Origin of the sequence: Bacillus sp. MYb209 (assembly GCF_002975175.1) — a bacterium.
Taxonomy (GTDB): domain Bacteria; phylum Bacillota; class Bacilli; order Bacillales; family Bacillaceae_G; genus Bacillus_A.
The window spans coordinates 94,888-112,228 of the sequence record NZ_PCNZ01000009.1 but is presented as its reverse complement, the minus strand read 5'-3'; the positions used below and the strand labels follow the sequence as shown (position 1 = coordinate 112,228).

The 17,341-nt window shown below is 34.3% G+C and carries 16 protein-coding genes and 1 pseudogene; 12 read left to right on the top strand and 5 right to left on the bottom strand.

Features of this window, described 5'->3' with window-relative positions:
• Window positions 1-184 precede the first annotated feature (184 nt).
• From CQZ94_RS16100 to CQZ94_RS16055, 10 genes and pseudogenes are all read left to right on the top strand, one after another.
• Window positions 185-889, top strand: a complete 705-nt coding sequence (locus CQZ94_RS16100; protein WP_105586173.1) for a metallophosphoesterase family protein — start codon at window positions 185-187, stop codon at window positions 887-889.
• A 212-nt stretch (window positions 890-1,101) separates the two neighbouring features.
• Window positions 1,102-1,773 carry a response regulator transcription factor gene (locus CQZ94_RS16095; protein WP_105586172.1) on the top strand — a complete coding sequence of 224 codons (672 nt, stop codon included), beginning with the start codon at window positions 1,102-1,104 and terminating at the stop codon, window positions 1,771-1,773.
• Window positions 1,770-3,020: a sensor histidine kinase gene (locus CQZ94_RS16090; protein WP_105586171.1), complete on the top strand. Its 1,251-nt coding sequence runs from the start codon at window positions 1,770-1,772 to the stop codon at window positions 3,018-3,020. Before CQZ94_RS16095 ends, CQZ94_RS16090 begins: the two co-directional genes overlap by 4 nt.
• Window positions 3,021-3,256: 236 nt before the next feature.
• The gene (locus CQZ94_RS16085) at window positions 3,257-4,078 is read left to right on the top strand and encodes a transporter (protein WP_105586170.1); all 822 of its coding nucleotides are present in this window, start codon (window positions 3,257-3,259) and stop codon (window positions 4,076-4,078) included.
• Between the two features lie 43 nt (window positions 4,079-4,121).
• The gene (locus CQZ94_RS16080) at window positions 4,122-4,850 is read left to right on the top strand and encodes a C39 family peptidase (RefSeq protein ID WP_105586169.1); all 729 of its coding nucleotides are present in this window, start codon (window positions 4,122-4,124) and stop codon (window positions 4,848-4,850) included.
• Window positions 4,851-4,857: 7 nt separating this feature from the next.
• Window positions 4,858-5,373, top strand: a pseudogene (locus CQZ94_RS16075) (GrpB family protein).
• 307 nt (window positions 5,374-5,680) lie between these two features.
• The gene (locus CQZ94_RS16070; protein WP_308727844.1) at window positions 5,681-7,279 is read left to right on the top strand and encodes a sensor histidine kinase; all 1,599 of its coding nucleotides are present in this window, start codon (window positions 5,681-5,683) and stop codon (window positions 7,277-7,279) included.
• Between the two features lies 1 nt (window position 7,280).
• Entirely contained in the window at window positions 7,281-7,988 is a 708-nt protein-coding gene (locus CQZ94_RS16065; RefSeq protein WP_105586167.1) for a response regulator, read from the top strand.
• 122 nt (window positions 7,989-8,110) lie between these two features.
• Entirely contained in the window at window positions 8,111-9,457 is a 1,347-nt protein-coding gene (locus CQZ94_RS16060) for a 2-hydroxycarboxylate transporter family protein (protein ID WP_105586166.1), read from the top strand.
• A 66-nt stretch (window positions 9,458-9,523) separates the two neighbouring features.
• The gene (locus tag CQZ94_RS16055; protein ID WP_105586165.1) at window positions 9,524-10,726 is read left to right on the top strand and encodes an NAD(P)-dependent malic enzyme; all 1,203 of its coding nucleotides are present in this window, start codon (window positions 9,524-9,526) and stop codon (window positions 10,724-10,726) included.
• Window positions 10,727-10,793: 67 nt separating this feature from the next.
• Here the strand turns inward: CQZ94_RS16055 and CQZ94_RS16050 are convergent, their stop codons facing one another.
• Together CQZ94_RS16050 and CQZ94_RS16045 are read right to left on the bottom strand one after the other, a co-directional pair.
• Complete coding sequence (locus CQZ94_RS16050) at window positions 10,794-11,318, bottom strand: DUF4871 domain-containing protein (protein WP_105586164.1); 525 nt, start codon at window positions 11,316-11,318, stop codon at window positions 10,794-10,796.
• 115 nt (window positions 11,319-11,433) lie between these two features.
• Window positions 11,434-12,360 carry a DMT family transporter gene (locus CQZ94_RS16045; protein WP_105586163.1) on the bottom strand — a complete coding sequence of 309 codons (927 nt, stop codon included), beginning with the start codon at window positions 12,358-12,360 and terminating at the stop codon, window positions 11,434-11,436.
• 120 nt (window positions 12,361-12,480) lie between these two features.
• Between CQZ94_RS16045 and pdxR the strand changes: the two genes are divergently transcribed.
• A complete protein-coding gene (pdxR, locus tag CQZ94_RS16040; RefSeq protein WP_105586162.1) occupies window positions 12,481-13,881 on the top strand; it encodes a MocR-like pyridoxine biosynthesis transcription factor PdxR in 1,401 nt (466 codons plus the stop codon).
• Between the two features lie 33 nt (window positions 13,882-13,914).
• Here pdxR and CQZ94_RS16035 read toward each other — a convergent pair whose 3' ends face one another.
• The 3 genes from CQZ94_RS16035 to CQZ94_RS16025 form a co-directional block, all read right to left on the bottom strand.
• A complete protein-coding gene (locus CQZ94_RS16035; protein ID WP_105586161.1) occupies window positions 13,915-14,427 on the bottom strand; it encodes a GNAT family N-acetyltransferase in 513 nt (170 codons plus the stop codon).
• 146 nt (window positions 14,428-14,573) lie between these two features.
• Window positions 14,574-16,028, bottom strand: a complete 1,455-nt coding sequence (locus CQZ94_RS16030) for a HAMP domain-containing sensor histidine kinase (RefSeq protein ID WP_105586160.1) — start codon at window positions 16,026-16,028, stop codon at window positions 14,574-14,576.
• A 32-nt stretch (window positions 16,029-16,060) separates the two neighbouring features.
• Window positions 16,061-16,732, bottom strand: a complete 672-nt coding sequence (locus tag CQZ94_RS16025; protein WP_105586159.1) for a response regulator transcription factor — start codon at window positions 16,730-16,732, stop codon at window positions 16,061-16,063.
• A gap of 333 nt (window positions 16,733-17,065) precedes the next feature.
• On the opposite strand from CQZ94_RS16025, the gene CQZ94_RS31775 reads away from it, so the two are divergent.
• On the top strand, window positions 17,066-17,188 hold the full coding sequence (locus tag CQZ94_RS31775) for a hypothetical protein (protein ID WP_002010441.1): 123 nt from the start codon (window positions 17,066-17,068) through the stop codon (window positions 17,186-17,188).
• Window positions 17,189-17,341 lie beyond the last annotated feature (153 nt).

Here is a 17,341-nt window from a genome sequence, read left to right as displayed (position 1 = left end):
TTTCTTACCTTAAGTATAAGGAAATGTAGTAATTACAACTATCGAATTGGATGACAAGAGACTTACATTGTTGTAAGGGTAATAGCTTTATTTGTAAGAAATGATATTTCGGATTAGGATTCAGAAATTTCTGCTGGTTTGATCTATAATTAGAAAGAGAGTGGTTTAGAAAGAAGGGGAAGAAATGAGGAGAATACTTGTTATTAGTGATATTCATGGAGAAATAGAAAAGTTCGAGAAATTATTGAAAGAAGCTCAATACGACGCGAAACAGGATCAGCTCATTTTATTAGGGGATTATGTGGACCGGGGTCCAAATGCATGTGCTGTAATTGAAAAGGTGAAAGAGTTAAAAAAAGAGGGAGCTTTCGTTTTAAAGGGAAATCATGAGGATATGATGATTAAAGCGTTAACGACAGATGAGGAACGTTCATGGAATCATTGGGTAAAAAGAAATGGTGGCGATAAAACATTATATAGCTATGGATTCCTAGAAGAAGATATTGCGGTTAATGAGGAGGACTTCCAAAAGCCGGTTTTACAATCTCATGTATTAGAAGAACATGTAAAGTTTATTCAAGAACTAGATCATTACATTGAAACAGAAGAGTATATATTTGTACATGCTGGTGTTGAGCCGATGAAACGAGTTTCTGAATCTGAACCGTACACGTTAATGTGGATCCGTAATGAGTTTCATAGTGGATATAGTGGCGAAAAGGTTGTTGTATTTGGCCATACGGAAACGAAGACGCTTCATGGTAATGGAAATTGCGGAGTATATTTTGGTAGTAATCGTATTATTGGAATTGATGGCGGGTCTGTGTATGGTGGGCAGTTAAATTGTTTGGAGTTGCCGAGTAAAAAGGTGTATGTAGTAAAAAATTGAAAGAGATAAGGGAAATCTTATTTCTTTCAATTTTTTATTAAGCAAAATTTAAGAAAGAGCTTTTATAATAAAGGTTCAAAATTCTATATCAAGCAAAACCTTAGAAGGAAATATTCGAAAATAAAATTACATAATATGATTACATTCTTTCGTTATGAAGAGAAGAAATGTAATAATAAATAGAGTTGAAATAGATTGTGGAAGGTGAGAATATGCGCTTACTTGTAGTAGAAGATAATGCTTCTTTATTAGAGTCTATTGTCCAAATCTTACGTGATGAGTTTGAAGTAGATACAGCGTTGAATGGAGAAGATGGATTATTTTTAGCACTGCAAAACATTTATGATGCAATCCTACTTGATGTGATGATGCCAGAAATGGACGGATTTGAAGTGATTCAAAAAATACGTGATGAAAAGATTGAAACGCCAGTCCTGTTTTTGACAGCGAGGGATTCTTTGGAAGACCGGGTGAAAGGATTGGATTTTGGTGGAGACGACTATCTCGTTAAGCCATTTCAAGCACCGGAATTAAAAGCGAGAATTCGTGCTTTATTACGACGAAGTGGTAGTTTAACAACAAAGCAGACAATTCGTTATAAAGGGATCGAACTGTTTGGAAAAGATAAAGATGCACAAGTAGATGGACAAGCAATTAAGTTGACTTTAAAACAGTATGAACTTCTAGAGTACCTCATTCAGAATAGCGGTAAGATTTTAATGCGTGAACAAATTTTTGATCGTGTTTGGGGATTTGATTCAGATACGACAGTAGCGATTGTAGAAGTGTATGTGCATCATTTACGTAAAAAATTAGAACCATTCGGTTATCAGAAAGATATTCAAACCGTTCGAGGTATTGGATATATATTAAAAGAACAATGAAAAAAGGAAGTATGTTTCAAAAAACACGCATTCGTCTGACTATATTAAATTCGTTAGTGTTTATCCTATTAATAGGAGTTTTAGGCAGTATTATTTATGCATACACATATAAACGTACTTATAATGAAGTAAATAGATCTATAGAAAAAACGGTTCAATATAGAGAAAGATTAGATGATAAAATCCCTCGTAGGAAATTTATGGAAAAAATTCCAGTTGGAGATCCGCGGGTAGTGCAGTTAACTTGGATTGGAAAAACGGTAGAAGTAGATGTTGATAATCGTAAACTTCGTCCCACTTTTGAAGAGCATTTAGAGAAGTTTTATCCCAAAAAGTTAGAATCCGTACAAGATATCGAAGTGCAAGGCAAATATTTTAGAACATTTTCGTTTCAAAAAGATGGGAAAATAGTTCAAATCGTACGTGATACAACAGCTGAAGAAGAGATGCTAAATACTTTATTTTTAATTCTCGTTATTGGCTGTAGCATAGGAAGTCTATGTGCAATTGGTATCGGTTTTTTCCTAGCTGGTAGAGCGCTCATACCTATTCAAAATTCATGGGAAAAACAGCAACAATTCGTTTCAGATGCATCACATGAATTAAGAACACCGCTTGCAGTTATTCAATCAAAAACGGATGTGTTATTCCAATCACCATCCGCTACGATAGAAGAAAAAGCGATGGATATTTCTACGATTTCAAAGGAGTGTAGACGGTTATCGAAGCTCGTAGCTAATTTATTATTGTTAGCACGTTCGGATTCTAATCAAATCGAGATGGATAAGAAAACATTTGAATTGGATAAATTGTTAGAAGAAATAATAGATCCATATAAAGAAATTGCTTCTTATCAAGAAAAAGAGATGCTATTAAAAGTAGAACGTGACATATCGTTTATTGGCGATAGAGAGAGAATCCATCAATTGATGGTTATATTGCTAGATAATGCGATGAAGTATACGAATGAAGGTGGACATATTCAAATTAATTGTATGCAAACGAGTAGTTCAATTCGCATACAAGTGAAAGATAACGGGATAGGAGTTAAAGAAGGGGATATTCCAAAGTTATTTGATCGTTTTTATCAAGGAGATAAAGCGAGAAGTCCATCAGAAGGAGCGGGATTAGGTCTTTCAATCGCTAATTGGATTGTAGAAAAGCATTATGGGAAAATATCGGCAGAGAGCAAATGGGGAGAAGGAACTTGTTTTGAAGTGATTTTCCCAAAAAATCAAAGATTATAAGTGAGAAGACGATCTTGTTTTTACAAGGTCGTCTTTTTTAAGGGAAAGTTAAGGAATAACTTGTAGCATGTATTACATCATGGAAACTTGTAATAGAAAGAGACGCAGGAGTAGATGTTTTTTGAATGAATTAGATGAATCATACTGTTATTTCTAACAGTGATGAAGTTGATGTATAGTATTGGAAAAATTATGGTGAAGATGGAAAAAGAAAGCGTGACAGGGAGGAAGAAGTCTTGAAAAAGAAAATGATGACGGTATTCGCTATTGGAGTAATGAGTTTAAGTATATTAGGGGGTGCCTCTCCTTCTGGAATGACAAAAGGAAAGACAGATTACACGCAGCGTAGTAAAGAACAATTAAATGATGGGAAAATACATGCAATGCATACAGAAGAAAAAGCGGAAAAGTTAGGCATTGAAACGGATGGTAAAGAACAAATTACGTTAGAAAAAGAAATTCATGAGACGGAAGTAGGAAGAGAAGCTGATCAATTAGGTATCTCGGCAGAAGGAAAAGATGTTGGAATTCTTTCAGAAGAAATTTATGAAACAAAAGTGAGGCAAGAAGCATTGAAATTAGGAATATCTATAGAGAATACGTCGATTGTAAGTTTAATTGATCAAATTAATAAGATTAAAATTAATAATGAAGCAGAAAAGCTTGGTGTTTCAACTGAAGGAAAAGAAATAGAAGAGATTGAGGAAGAAATCTACGGAACGAAAGTTAGAGAAGAAGCAGAAAAGCTAGGTATTGCTCAACAAGGAAAAGATATGGAAGAGTTAGCACAAGAAGTGTACGAACAAAAAGTGCAGGAAGAAGCAAAAAAATATCATATTGATTTATATGGCAAAGATATATATCAAGTATTAAGAGAAATAAATGAGCAAAAGGTAATAGAAATAGCAGATGAGCTTGGTATGGATAGAGCGAATTTGAATATTCAAGATTTAGCGGAGAAGATAAATCTTGAACAACCTGAAAAGGGAAAAGAGCTTAAGTTTGTTCCTATGGTTCAAACAGATGCTGATGCGTTTTATTCGTATTTAACGAATTAAAAAGGGTGTGAGAGTGATACGAAAATGGAAGTGGTATATATGTATGGCCGTACTATGTATAGGAATATGGGGTGTATATACAAATGGGATTACAACGTATGTGGAGAAAGTAAAGGGGTTACTATTCTCAAGTATACAAAGTCAAAAACGAATAGAGTTTAGTAATAACGATGAAAAAGTCATGTTATCAAATGTGCCTTTAATTCAGCAGTTACCAGAGCTAGAGAGAGGATGCGAAGTAACAAGTTTAGCGATGATGTTACAATATGCGGGTGTTTCTGCAGATAAGATGAAGCTAGCAAATGAAATAAAAAAAGTTAATTTTTTAGACGATGGTGTAAGAGGAAATCCGAATGAAGGATTTGTTGGGAACATTTATACGTTTTCTGAATCGGGATACGGTGTATATCATGGACCACTTTTTCAATTAACAAAAAAATATTTACCGAATGAAGCTGTAGATTTAACAGGAAACAGTATAGAAGAAATTTATAAGAGTGTAAATAATGGGCAACCGGTAGTAATGATTACGAATGCAACATATGCCCCATTAGATGAGGATGAATTTACTATATGGGAAACAAATAGTGGGGATGTTTCTATTACTTATAATGAACATTGTGTTGTTCTTGTTGGATATGATAAGGAGTCTGTATATATTCAAGATCCACTTAATGAACGCCCGAATATCAGTGTATCGAGAGCGGATTTTGAAAAGGCGTGGGTACAAATGGGGAGCCAAGCGATTAGTTATGTGAAAAGATCAAAATAAATTAGGCATAACGGGTGACGAAATTAAATTAGTGACTTATACAGATGAATGGAAAAAAGAATTTTCTAAAGTGAAACATGAAATACAAGAAAATATGCATATAGAGGCGAATCGTATAGAACACATTGGTAGTACAGTTATTGAAGGTATGGTATCCAAGCCAGTTATAGACATATTAGTAGCTGTAGAGGATTTTAATGCAGTAGAAAAGTGTATTACGGATGGTTTTAAATCTATAGGATTTTTACAATTAAAGGTGGAACGACCTGGTGAAATTATCTTTGAAAAGTTTACTGATTCTACTTTTTAAAAACGCACACATTATATCCATTTAGTAGAGTATGAAAAAGGGATTTGGAATGATTTAATCTTCTTCAGAGATTATTTGAATGCCAATGAGGAAGCGAAAGTGGAGTACAAAAATTTAAAATTAGATTATGCTAAGAAGCATTCAGTCGGGATAAAGAAGTACATGGATCATAAAGAAAGTTTTGTAAAAGGTGTTTTTAAGAAGCGAAAGTGATATGAAACAAGAGAACTTCTATATGGGGTTCTCTTATTCTGTAAGTTAATCTTTTTAAAAATAACTAAATATGCAGAAATGCATAATTGAGCAAAATAATACATGTTATTATTATATATTGTTTCCTAAGTTGGTGAAATAACGAAGAGTGCAGCGGCTGTAGAAGAATAAGTTAATTTGATGGAAGAAGAAAAGAACTATAAGAAATGACTGTAAATTTAAAGTATAATAACAGCAAATAGGTAAGGTGAAAATGATACCACCTTACTTATTTTTCTATTTAATAACTAGGGGAGCTATTGAAGGAATGAGAAAAAGAAAAAAACTATGGAATTTATGGAAAACGATTACATTATTAGTGTGTACAGTTGTAATTTTTTCTTTACTCGTAACAGATATTTTAATTAGCCATAATGTTGAACGGGCGACAGAAGATAGTCAGGCTGAGAAGGCAAAAACGATTGCACGTATTGTGGCGAATGATTCTATTGTAATTGATGGGTTGGCGGGGAAGGTAGATACCTCCTTGATTCAGGTGTATACAAATAAGCTCTTAAAGAGTACAGATGTTCAATTTATTGTAGTTATGGATATGAATGGAATCCGGAAATCTCACCCCAATCCTCAAAAAATAGGGCAACATTTCATTGGAGGAGATGAAGGAACGGCATTGAAGGGAAAGGAACATGTGTCGCTAGCAGAAGGAACTTTAGGGATTTCTATGAGAGTATTTGTGCCGGTTTTTTCTGAAACAGGGGAACAACTTGGAGCGGTTGCGGTTGGAATTTCAGCAGATAATGTAAAAGAGCGAGTTAAGGAAAGTAGATATATTATGTATATCGGTGTTGGAGTTGGAGTATTAGTTGGCATTATAGGGGCGATATTGCTAGCTAGACATATAAAGAAAAGTTTATTTGGTCTTGAGCCGCATAGGATAGCAAAAATTCTTGAAGAAAGAAATACGATGTTGCTTTCGGTGAAAGAAGGTATTATTGCTGTAGATAAAGAGGCGAATGTAACTTTAATAAATAATGAGGCAAAACGATTATTTAAGAAAAGTGGACTTGAAGAAGATTTTATTGGTAAAGATGTTGAATTGTATATGCCAAATTCACGTATAAAAGAAGTGTTGCAAACAGGAGAGGTACAATTAAACGAAGAACAAAATATTTATGGAATTACGATTGTTACTAATCGTGTTCCTTTATATGTAAAAGGAGAAATAGTTGGCGCGATTGCAACATTTCGTGATAAAACAGAAATTAGAAAATTAGCAGAAGAATTAACTGGTATTAGGCTATATGCGGAAGCATTACGGGCTCAATCTCATGAATTTATGAATAAAATGCATGTCGTATTAGGGTTAACACATATGAAACAGTATGAAGAATTGCAGAAATATGTAAGTAGTATGGTATCAGAGCATCAATATGAAATTGGGGGGGTTATGAAAAAAATTAAAAGCCCAGTATTTGCTGGATTTTTACTAGGTAAACTTAGTTATGCTAGAGAGAAGAATATAAAGTTAATTATAAAAGAAGATTCTTACTTACCAGAAATATATGATGAACGTATCATTCATGAACTGATCACCATTGTCGGAAATTTAATTAATAATGCATTAGACGCAGTGACGAATTGTGAGAAGAAACAGGTTGAAGTTGGAATACAATATGGGGATACATTAATTATTACAGTACAAGATACAGGGAAAGGCATAAAAGAAGATGAAATTGATGCATTATTTATAAAAGGTTATTCCACAAAGGGTGATAATCGGGGGTATGGTTTGCATCTCGTAAAGGAAAGCATACAGCGAATAAATGGGGAAATTTATGTTCATTCATTGTTAGGAACGGGAACGACAATAACGATTGAAATACCTAAAAGTAGGGATGAGAGATAAGATGATCAAAGTTTTGATTGTAGAAGATGATCCGATGGTTGCGATGTTAAATACGCATTATTTAGAGCAAGTGGGAGGGTTTGAACTTGTCCATGCAGTTAACTCAGTAAAATCGGCGATAGAAGTATTAGAGAAGTCACGAGTAGATTTCATATTACTTGATATTTTTATGCCTGAGGAGACTGGATTTGAGCTTTTAATGTATATTCGGAATCAAGAAAAAGAAATTGATATTATGATGATTTCAGCTGTGCATGATATGGGAAGTATCAAAAAAGCATTACAATATGGAGTTGTAGACTATCTAATTAAACCATTTACATTTGAACGCTTTAAAGAGGCATTAACTGTATATCGAGAAAAGCTTACTTTTATGAAAGATCAACAAAAAATTAGTCAATCGGAATTAGATTCGCTAATTTTACAAAAAGAAAAAAGAGAGTCCTTTATCTATAAAGAGCTTCCGAAAGGATTAACAAAGCAAACGCTGCAACTAATTTGGCAGCAAATCAAATCGCTTCATGGACAAGCATTTACAACAGATGAAATGGCGAAATTAGTAGGGGTTTCAAGAGTTTCTATTCGAAAATATGTAATGTTTTTGACTGAAATTGGAGTGTTAGAGAATGAAATGGTGTATCAGCATGTTGGAAGGCCTGTAAGTAAATTAAGGTGTATTGACCAAAACAAAATAGACTTTTACGTATAAGCGACTTATTATAGGTCGCTTATACTTTTTTTAATTACAAAAGTAGTTACAAAACTTACAAAAACTATTTTTACTATTGAAAGCGTTTTAATATTGTTATTAAGAAAACAAGGAGGTGCCATATGGGAATTCAAAAAAATGTGGAAGCGGTATCATTTTCTGAGGGGAATGAGGTACAAAGAGAATCGTTCGCTTCTAAAATTATGAATGTAAAAATCGGTGTAATACCTTTACCGTTATATGTAGTATTGGCTGCTATTATTTATGGGGCATCTGTATATAATAAATTACCAGCAGATATGATTGGTGGATTTGCAGTTATTATGATTATGGGTATTTTCTTAGGTGACATTGGGATGAGAATTCCAATTCTAAAAAACATCGGTGGTCCAGCAATTCTTTCATTATTTATTCCATCGTTACTTGTATTTTTCAACTGGATGAATCCAGCTTCAATGGAAGCTGCGACTATGTTAATGAAAAAATCGAATTTTTTATATTTATATATTTCTTGTTTAGTAGTAGGAAGTATTTTGGGAATGAATCGTAAAGTGCTAGTACAAGGTTTCGTTCGCATGTTTATTCCTTTAGTAGTAGGAACATTAGCTTCTATCGCAGTAGGCTTATTAGTAGGTTCACTATTTGGGTTTGAAATGAAGCAGACATTTTTCTTTATCATCGTACCAATTGTGAGTGGTGGTATTGGAGAAGGAATTTTACCATTGTCGCTAGCTTACGGTGATATTTTAAACGAATCATCAGCAACATTTGTATCACAGCTTATTCCTGCGGCTATTATCGGGAATATGTTTGCGATCGTAAGCGCAGGCTATATGAAACGTTTAGGGGAGAAGAGACCTGAACTTAGTGGGAATGGTGTATTAGTAAAAACAGATAATCAAGCAGAGTTATTAAAAGGGCAAAATGTAGAAAAACCAATTGATTTCTCATTAATGGGAGCAGGGTTATTGATTGCATGTACATTCTTTATTTTCGGAGGATTCGCTTCTAAGTTTATTGGTATTCCAGGAGCAATCATTATGATTTTTTCAGCAGCACTTGTGAAATACTTTAAATTAATGCCAGCAAAAATGGAGCAAGGTGCATTCCATTTATATAAATTTATTTCAAAGAACTTCACTTGGCCATTAATGGTCGGTTTAGGATTGCTATATATTCCGTTAAAAGACGTAGCAGCAGTTCTTTCTGTAGGATATGTTGTTGTTTGTGCATCAGTTGTTCTTACAATGGTAGCATCAGGTTTTCTTGTAGGGAAAGTGATGAAAATGTATCCAGTTGAATCAGCGATTGTAACTGGGTGTCATAGTGGTTTAGGTGGAACTGGTGATGTTGCTATTTTATCAGCTTCAAATCGTATGGAATTAATGCCGTTTGCGCAAATTTCAACGCGTTTAGGCGGGGCAGCAGTGGTCGTAACAGCAACAATTTTATTGAAAATGTTTTCATAAATTATGATCAAACAAGCTAGCTATATACATATAGCTAGCTTGTCAAATTAAGGGGAGATTATAAGTATGTTAGAAAGTCAAATTAATGAAAGATCATTATTATTGCATAAAGAATTAGTGGGGAAAATTGAGATTACAAGTAAAGTAGAAGTAAATTCAGCGGATGATTTAAGCCTGACTTATACACCAGGGGTAGCTGAGTCTTGCAAAGCAATTGCGGCAGATGAAGAAACAGCGTATGACTATACAGCAAGAGGAAATATGGTTGCAGTTGTTTCAGATGGAACAGCAGTACTTGGTTTAGGGAATATTGGACCGAAAGCGGCTATGCCTGTTATGGAAGGGAAAAGTATTTTATTTAAGAAGTTTGCGAATGTAGATGCTTTCCCGTTATGTTTAGGGACGACGGATGTGGATGAAATCGTTACCCTTGTGAAAAATTTAGAGCCTACATTTGCAGGTATTAATTTAGAAGATATTGCAGCACCACGTTGCTTTGAAATTGAAAAACGATTAAAAGAAGAAACGAATATTCCTATATTCCATGATGATCAACATGGGACGGCTATTGTCGTTTTAGCAGCTGTTATTAATGCATTAAAAGTCGTAAGTAAACAAATAGATGATGTGAAAATTGTTATTAACGGTGCGGGTTCGGCAGGAATTGCAATTGGAAAATTATTATTAAAAGCTGGTGCAAAACATATTACGTTAGTTAGCTTAGAAGGTATTGTTTGTGAAGGTGAAACATGGATGAACGAAGCACAAATCGAGGTTTCAAAGAAGACAAATCGAGAATACGTACGTGGAACATTAAAGGAAGCGATTCATCAGGCTGATATTTTCATTGGTGTATCTGCCCCTAACGTATTAACGAAAGAACTTGTACAGACGATGAATGAGAAACCAATTGTGTTTGCAATGGCGAATCCAATTCCAGAAATATTTCCAGAGGATGCATTAGAAGCAGGGGCGGCTGTAGTAGGAACTGGGCGTTCTGATTATTCGAATCAAGTAAATAATGTATTGGCGTTCCCTGGTATATTCCGTGGTGCTTTAGATGTACGTGCGACAGATATTACAGAAGAGATGAAATTAGCGGCAGCATATGGAATCGCTAACATCATTACGGACGAAGAGCGTAATGCGAATTATGTAATTCCAAATCCATTAGATAAAAGAGTTGTTCCAAGTGTTGCAGAAGCAGTAGCAAAAGCAGCCATTGAATCAGGGGTGGCGCAAATTACGAAAATGCCAAGTTATAAATAGTCAAAAGCAGTGCCTTTAAGGCACTGCTTTTTTGGAGATAAGAAATCAAAATAATGAAGAAGTGTATTTACTCGGCATTGATTACAAATTGATCATAATATCTTTCATTCACATATATGTTTAATACCCATAATCCAGATGAAGGTAGTGACATTACGAGAGGGAGTTCCTTTATGATTGTATCGACTGTATTTGAAGTAGTCCAAATTTGTTTGGAATTTTCTTTTTGAAAGAGTACTGGTGTTGGAGTTGTAGTTCCTTGTTTTAACGCGATAATAGATAGTTTTCCAGTTGGCATTTCAGGATCTAGGAAGAACCACATTATTTCATTTTGTTCATTTGCGATAATAGAGCTATCAGCCATTGCAATTTTTCCTTCAATGCCTTTTAACGGTATTTTTCCTTCTACGAATGATGGCGCTTCTTCCCAATTTACATCTTTTAAGACACTAAGATGAAAAAAGGAAGGTGCGTTAATTTGAGAGGATGACGTTTCTAGTACTTCTTTTTTAGGTACATTTGAATCTGGCTGCACTTGCGCGCAGCCAGTAATGAGGAAGGAGAAAAGTAGCATAGTTCCGATTTTTTTCATGGTGCCACACTCCTAATTTTTATTGTTAGTGTAATTGTATTTGCTAGAAGACGAGACAATTCCTTTAAATCATAAAAAGAGGTCGTAAGTTTTGTACGACCTCTTTTGACATTTTCTATATTTGTTCAGTTGAAAAGGTTGGTTCTCTCTCTTTTTGAGGCATTGTTAAGAAAATAACAGAAAGAACGATACATACTCCGCCTAATAATTGATATGCTCCAAAAGATTCATTAAGCCAAGCGATTGAAACGATGGCAGCTACAAGTGGTTCAATGCTAGATAAAATACTTGTTTCTGTTGCTGCTAAATATTTAAGACTCCCGATATAAAGAAGGAAAGAAAGAGTGCCACTTATAATGATAAGAATAAGCATAGAAAAAGTTTGAAGTGTGAAAGTTTGTGAAATCTGATTCCATCCAAAAGGACGATTACAAATAAGCAGTGCAATCCCTCCAATTAACATCCCCCAGCCAATTACTATAGTTGTTCCACAGTCTTTAATAAGAGAAGCCGGATGAAGGGTATAAAACGCGAAGCCAATCGCTGTTAATAGGCCGAAAGTAATAGCTGCTTTAGATAAAATAATATTTTCAATTGAACCGTTTGTAATAATAAAGTATGTCCCTGTTAGAGCAGTTATAATTGCGAGTATTTGCATAGAAGCAGGGAATTTCTTTTGCTCAAACGCAACGTAAATAGTAATAAGAACAGGGCCTAGAAATTGAAATAGTGTTGCCGTTACGGCATTACTAATATGAACTGTTTCGATAAAAGCGTACTGCGCACCAAGCATGCCAAGAATAGAGAAAATTATAAGATGTATAAAGTGTTTAGGATGTTTCCAAATGTGAAATATGTTTTGGTTTTTAATAAGCAAGAAAGATAAAATGAATATTCCTGCGAGTAACAGGCGAATTGTTAAAAAATCAATTGATGATACGTTAGTATGTTGAAATAGCCACTGAATCATGGGACCAGATAATCCCCATAGGGTAGCTCCTGTAATAATCATCATAAGTCCAAGGCGTCTACCATTGTTCATTATCATGCATCTCCTCTCTAGTATTTGATTATTAATGTGTTACATGATAAAAGGAATTATATAGAACTTCTGATACTGTAAAAAGTATCAGTTATGTGTTTTTAGGAGGGGTCAGATGTTGTGTTAGAACTAACGCCTAATTTGAATGCAAATAGTAAGACAGCATTGTATGTACAATTGTATGAGTATATAAAAAAAGAGATTAAAGATGGAACGATTCCAGCCTTTACGAAATTACCGGCTAAGAGGAAGCTGGCGACATATTTACAAGTGAGTAAAAATACAGTTGAAGCTGCTTATGAGCAACTTCTTGCCGAAGGATATATTGAGTCGATTTCTAGAAAAGGTTATTTTGTATGTGAAGTCGAGCAAATGATTCATGTGGAAGGCAGTGAAGAGGTAATAGGAGAAGCGCCTTTTCAAGATAAGAAGTATAAATTTGATTTCACTCAAAGGGGTGTTGATACTAATACTTTTCCGTTTCGTGTATATCGAAAAATTATGAATGAGGTATGGCAATTTGAAAATAAAGATTTACTTTTTATTGGACATCCGCAAGGGGAGGTAAGTTTACGAGAAGCAATCGCGAGCTATTTGTATGAATCTAGAGGTGTACGATGCGCAGCTAGTCAAATTGTAATAGGAGCGGGTACGCAAATATTAGTAAAAATGGTATTTCAGCTGTTAAAGGGAAGTCGTTATGCGGTTGAGAATCCTGGGTACCATCGGAAAATGGTTGTTTTTGAGCAAGGGGAACAAAATGTCCAAATGTTATCTTTAGATGGAGATGGAATTTGTATGTCACAGTTAACTGATAGCCATGCAAATGTTGTATTTGTTACACCTTCGCATCAGTTTCCTTGCGGGATGATTATGCCAATTACGAGAAGAATGCAGCTTTTACAATGGGCGAAAAAAGAAGAAGGAAGATATATTATTGAAGATGATTATGATAGTGAATTCCGCTATTCAGGAAAGCCGATTCCGGCGCTGCAAGGGTTAGATAGAGATGGGAAAGTAATTTATATGGGGACGCTCTCTAAAGCGCTATTGCCATCATTACGGATGAGTTATATGGTGTTGCCAAAACAGCTCATTAAACAGTATCAAGAGCAATATTTATTTTACACACAAAGCGTTTCAAGAATGGATCAAGAGATCATTAAGAAATTTTTAAATGACGGGAATTGGGAAAAGCATATTCATAAAATGCGTGTTGTGTACCGAAAGAAGAGAGACCGTCTTGTTTCGGTAATAGAAAAATATTTTTCTAATCGCATTGAAGTAATAGGGGAAGATTCCGGCCTACATATTTTATTAAAAGTGCATAATGGGATGGAAGAGAAAGAATTAATGGAAGCTGCAGCTGAAAGGAGTATTAAAGTGTATCCTGTTTCGATGTATTATAAGGAAGGGACTTCTCCAAAAAGTACAGTATTACTTGGATTTGCGACTTTATTAGAGGAAGAAATTGAAGAGGCCATTCAATTATTATATACAGCATGGTTTACAAGAAAGTAAAAAACATCCTCATAAATGGAGGATGTTTTTTTGTTATTTTTCTTCATCTAGGAAAAGAACCATATGCTCTTCATCCCAATATTGTCCGTTATATTTTAATGAGCGTTCTTGCACACCGAATGTTTTAAATCCTAATGACTCATAAAGTTTTTTTGCACCATCGTTTCCGACAACAACATCAAGCATAACTTGCTCTACTTCTAAAGATTTAGCAAGCTCAAGACATTCTTTAATAAGTGCTTTTCCCGCTCCAAGTCCGCGTGCTTTTGGAGAAACGTATACTGAACCAATTTTCGCTTTATGTTCTTGTTTTACATATGGTTTCGTTTCCAGTGTTGCAACTCCGATTAATTTTCCATCTTTAAATGCACCTAGTGTATAGTTCTCATCTTGTGCTAATTTTTGGGCTTTATATTCAATAGCACACTCTTTATTAATAATATCTTCATAAGAAGAACTGAAAGCTTCCGGGTTTTGTTTTAATCCTTCTACTCGAAGTTCTAAGTAAATTTCTGCTTCGTCTTTTGTTAATACATGGATATCCAATTGTATCACCCTCCAATTCTTTGACAAATGTATTTATATTTTATATTGAAATAAGAATAATTTCAAAAGCTTAGCTTATAATAGTTGGTTTTATAAATAAAATATCACCAGTAGTGTTGACTACTACTGGTGATTTCACGCATATATTATTCAAATGGTAATTCAATTATAAATTCTGTTCCGACTTCTAATTCGCTTTTAACTTCAATAGAACCATTATGAAGTTCTACAATTTCTTTTGCAACAGCCAGTCCGATACCTTTTCCTCCTGTAGCTCGTGTTCTGGATTTATCGACACGGTAAAAGCGATCGAAAACATGTGGGATATCTTCTTCAGGAATACCTTCACCTTCATCTTGTACACTTATTGTAAAAGTATTCGTACTCGATAGTACACGTATTGTTATAGAAGTGTTTTCTGGTGAATGTTGATAAGCGTTGTGCAATAAATTTAACAACACTTGCTCCATACGTCGTTCATCTATACAAACTTCTAAATCATTTTTACAGTATACATGAATTTCTATTTGTTTGTTGGTTAATGTTGTTTTTGTTTTTTCAACCATTCGTTCTAAAAATGGCCTAAGGAGCATTTTTTGTTTTTTAATAACGAATTGATGTTGCTCTAATTGTACGAGCATAAATAAATCTTGTACGAGATCAGTTACACTATCGGTTTCATCCTCGATGATTTGTAAATACTCTTCACGTTCTTCCTTCGTTAAAGAATCTCTCTTTGCCACTTTTGCATAACCTTTCATATAAGTTAGTGGAGTTAGTAACTCGTGCGCTACACTGGCAAGAAATTCGTTTCGCTCTTTTTTCATATACGTAAGCTCACTAGACAGTTCTTCAATGGTTTTGGCCAAACTTCCAAGTTCATCATTTCGTTTAATCCCTAATTGAATTGGTTTGTTTAATTTTGACATTTTTTCTGTTGCTCTTTTCATCTTTATAAGAGGATCTGTAATAACTCGAGAAAAAACAAAGACAGAAATAGTTGTTAAAATAAGTGTTAAAATACTCACGATAATGAATTGATTCATGAGTTTAAGGAGCATATTTTCTAAGAAGGATGTTTTTAAGAACATGTGTAATTTGCCTTGAAAGTCTTTTGTGTCAATTGGTGTTACTGTTGAGATGAATTTTGAGTTTTTCCAATTCTTTTCTACGATTAATCCACCCTTTTTAATGGGGGGGAGCTTACAATGAAGTTGTTTTTGCATATCTTTTGTTACTGTTTCTGAGGCCGAAGTGATTTTTCCATTACTGTCAGTTATAACAATGGATATATCCGAATTAGTAAGTGCTTCTGTTTCCATTAAATCTTCAGCGGCATCTTCAATAGAGAAGCCGGAAGAGGCAGGGCGATTGAGATGTTCAGCATGTTTTCTTTGCTCAGCGTATTTGCCGTATTTGCTCCATTTTGCACGCCGTTCAATCGTATCACGATAGCGATTTCCTTTCTCTAAAAGAGCAACGGTTTCCTCTTCAACACGCATTTTTGAAAGACTTTTATAAAAAGATACGAAAGCGATTGTCTCAATACATAAAGCTAATATTAAAAAGTATGTCCCAACTTTAAGGGAAAGTTTGCTCATTTCCTCACCATACCTTATTTCATATAAAGTAATTATTCATTTTTCCATTTATATCCGACTTTATAGACAGTTTCTAAGTAATCTTCAACTGGAAATCCTTTTTTGCGTAACTTATCCCGTATATTACGAATATGTGAATCGATAGTTCTGTATTCGATGTCTGTTTGGTAGCCCCAAATCTTTTCGATTAAATCGTCTCGACTGTAGGCACGGTTTGTATTTTGTAAAAATAGTCCGAGTAACGAAAATTCAATAGGAGTTAGTGAGATTTTTTCATTATAAACTATAACAGTATGTTTTGTTTTATCCCACTCAATACCATTGAAGCTAACAAAGCCATCTTTCTTTGTGCGACGTAATATAGCCTCGATTCGCGCGACTAATACATGTTCATCGAATGGTTTTGTAATATAGTCATCTGCTCCTATGGTCAGGCCTTTGACCATATCATAATTTTGGTTGCGAGCTGTTAGCATAATAATTGGAACGTTGGAAATTTGACGGATTTGATAGCAAGTATCCCACCCATCCATATTCGGCATCATGACATCTAATAAAATAATATCGAAGTCCTTTTGTTCGATTAATTCTAGCGCTTCAAGGCCAGAACTAGCTTTCATACAAAAATAGCCACGAGGGCTTAAGAACAAATCTAATAATCGTAACATACGTTCTTCATCGTCTACTAATAAAATTTTTACCATAATCTTGTGCACCCCAAACTATTCATTCTACTTGTATAGTTTACATGAAAATAATAAAAAACTCTTTTTATGTGATTGAATGGATGGCTGATTTCTTCAATCAGGGCAATTGACATAAAAAATGCACTAGTTTTGCACAACTATTTTTTATAATAGAAAACGTAGCGACACAAATACCCTATGTTGCGACATAACGTCATGTCATTTTATTTATAAAATGACAATTCCATTCTATTGTGTATGTGAGATAGAGAGGGTTTTCGTATTCACCTCGCATCGGATAAGAAAAATTTCCTATCTCACACTTTTTTTAATATAAAGGGGATTGTACACATGAGTAAAAAAGTAGAACTTTTACAAAAAGAAAAGCAAGATCGTAATGCGATTGTAATGTGTGTTGCGGTATCTATGCTTATTATGATAAGTTGTGTAAATAAATTTTTCGGGATTTTATAATAGAAAAAAAGCTTATTGCTTCTTAAGAAGCAATAAGCTTTTTTAATGTGTTCTATATAATAAACCAAGGTAGAATTGCCAGTCCAGAAGTTACAATTGCTGCAGCAAATATTAAAAAGATAGCTTGTTTGTTTTGTTTCATGTTACATTCTC

Bases quoted from the DNA above. Each gene is read 5' to 3' on its own strand.
- CQZ94_RS16060 (WP_105586166.1), top strand. From the start codon at position 8,111: ATGGGAATTCAAAAAAATGTGGAAGCGGTATCATTTTCTGAGGGGAAT.
- CQZ94_RS16080 (WP_105586169.1), top strand. From the start codon at position 4,122: ATGGCCGTACTATGTATAGGAATATGGGGTGTATATACAAATGGGATT.
- CQZ94_RS31775 (WP_002010441.1), top strand. From the start codon at position 17,066: ATGAGTAAAAAAGTAGAACTTTTACAAAAAGAAAAGCAAGATCGTAAT.
- CQZ94_RS16055 (WP_105586165.1), top strand. From the start codon at position 9,524: ATGTTAGAAAGTCAAATTAATGAAAGATCATTATTATTGCATAAAGAA.
- CQZ94_RS16050 (WP_105586164.1), bottom strand. From the start codon at position 11,318: ATGAAAAAAATCGGAACTATGCTACTTTTCTCCTTCCTCATTACTGGC.
- CQZ94_RS16030 (WP_105586160.1), bottom strand. From the start codon at position 16,028: ATGAGCAAACTTTCCCTTAAAGTTGGGACATACTTTTTAATATTAGCT.
- CQZ94_RS16070 (WP_308727844.1), top strand. From the start codon at position 5,681: ATGAGAAAAAGAAAAAAACTATGGAATTTATGGAAAACGATTACATTA.
- CQZ94_RS16100 (WP_105586173.1), top strand. From the start codon at position 185: ATGAGGAGAATACTTGTTATTAGTGATATTCATGGAGAAATAGAAAAG.
- CQZ94_RS16045 (WP_105586163.1), bottom strand. From the start codon at position 12,360: ATGAACAATGGTAGACGCCTTGGACTTATGATGATTATTACAGGAGCT.
- CQZ94_RS16095 (WP_105586172.1), top strand. From the start codon at position 1,102: ATGCGCTTACTTGTAGTAGAAGATAATGCTTCTTTATTAGAGTCTATT.
- CQZ94_RS16025 (WP_105586159.1), bottom strand. From the start codon at position 16,732: ATGGTAAAAATTTTATTAGTAGACGATGAAGAACGTATGTTACGATTA.
- CQZ94_RS16090 (WP_105586171.1), top strand. From the start codon at position 1,770: ATGAAAAAAGGAAGTATGTTTCAAAAAACACGCATTCGTCTGACTATA.
- CQZ94_RS16065 (WP_105586167.1), top strand. From the start codon at position 7,281: ATGATCAAAGTTTTGATTGTAGAAGATGATCCGATGGTTGCGATGTTA.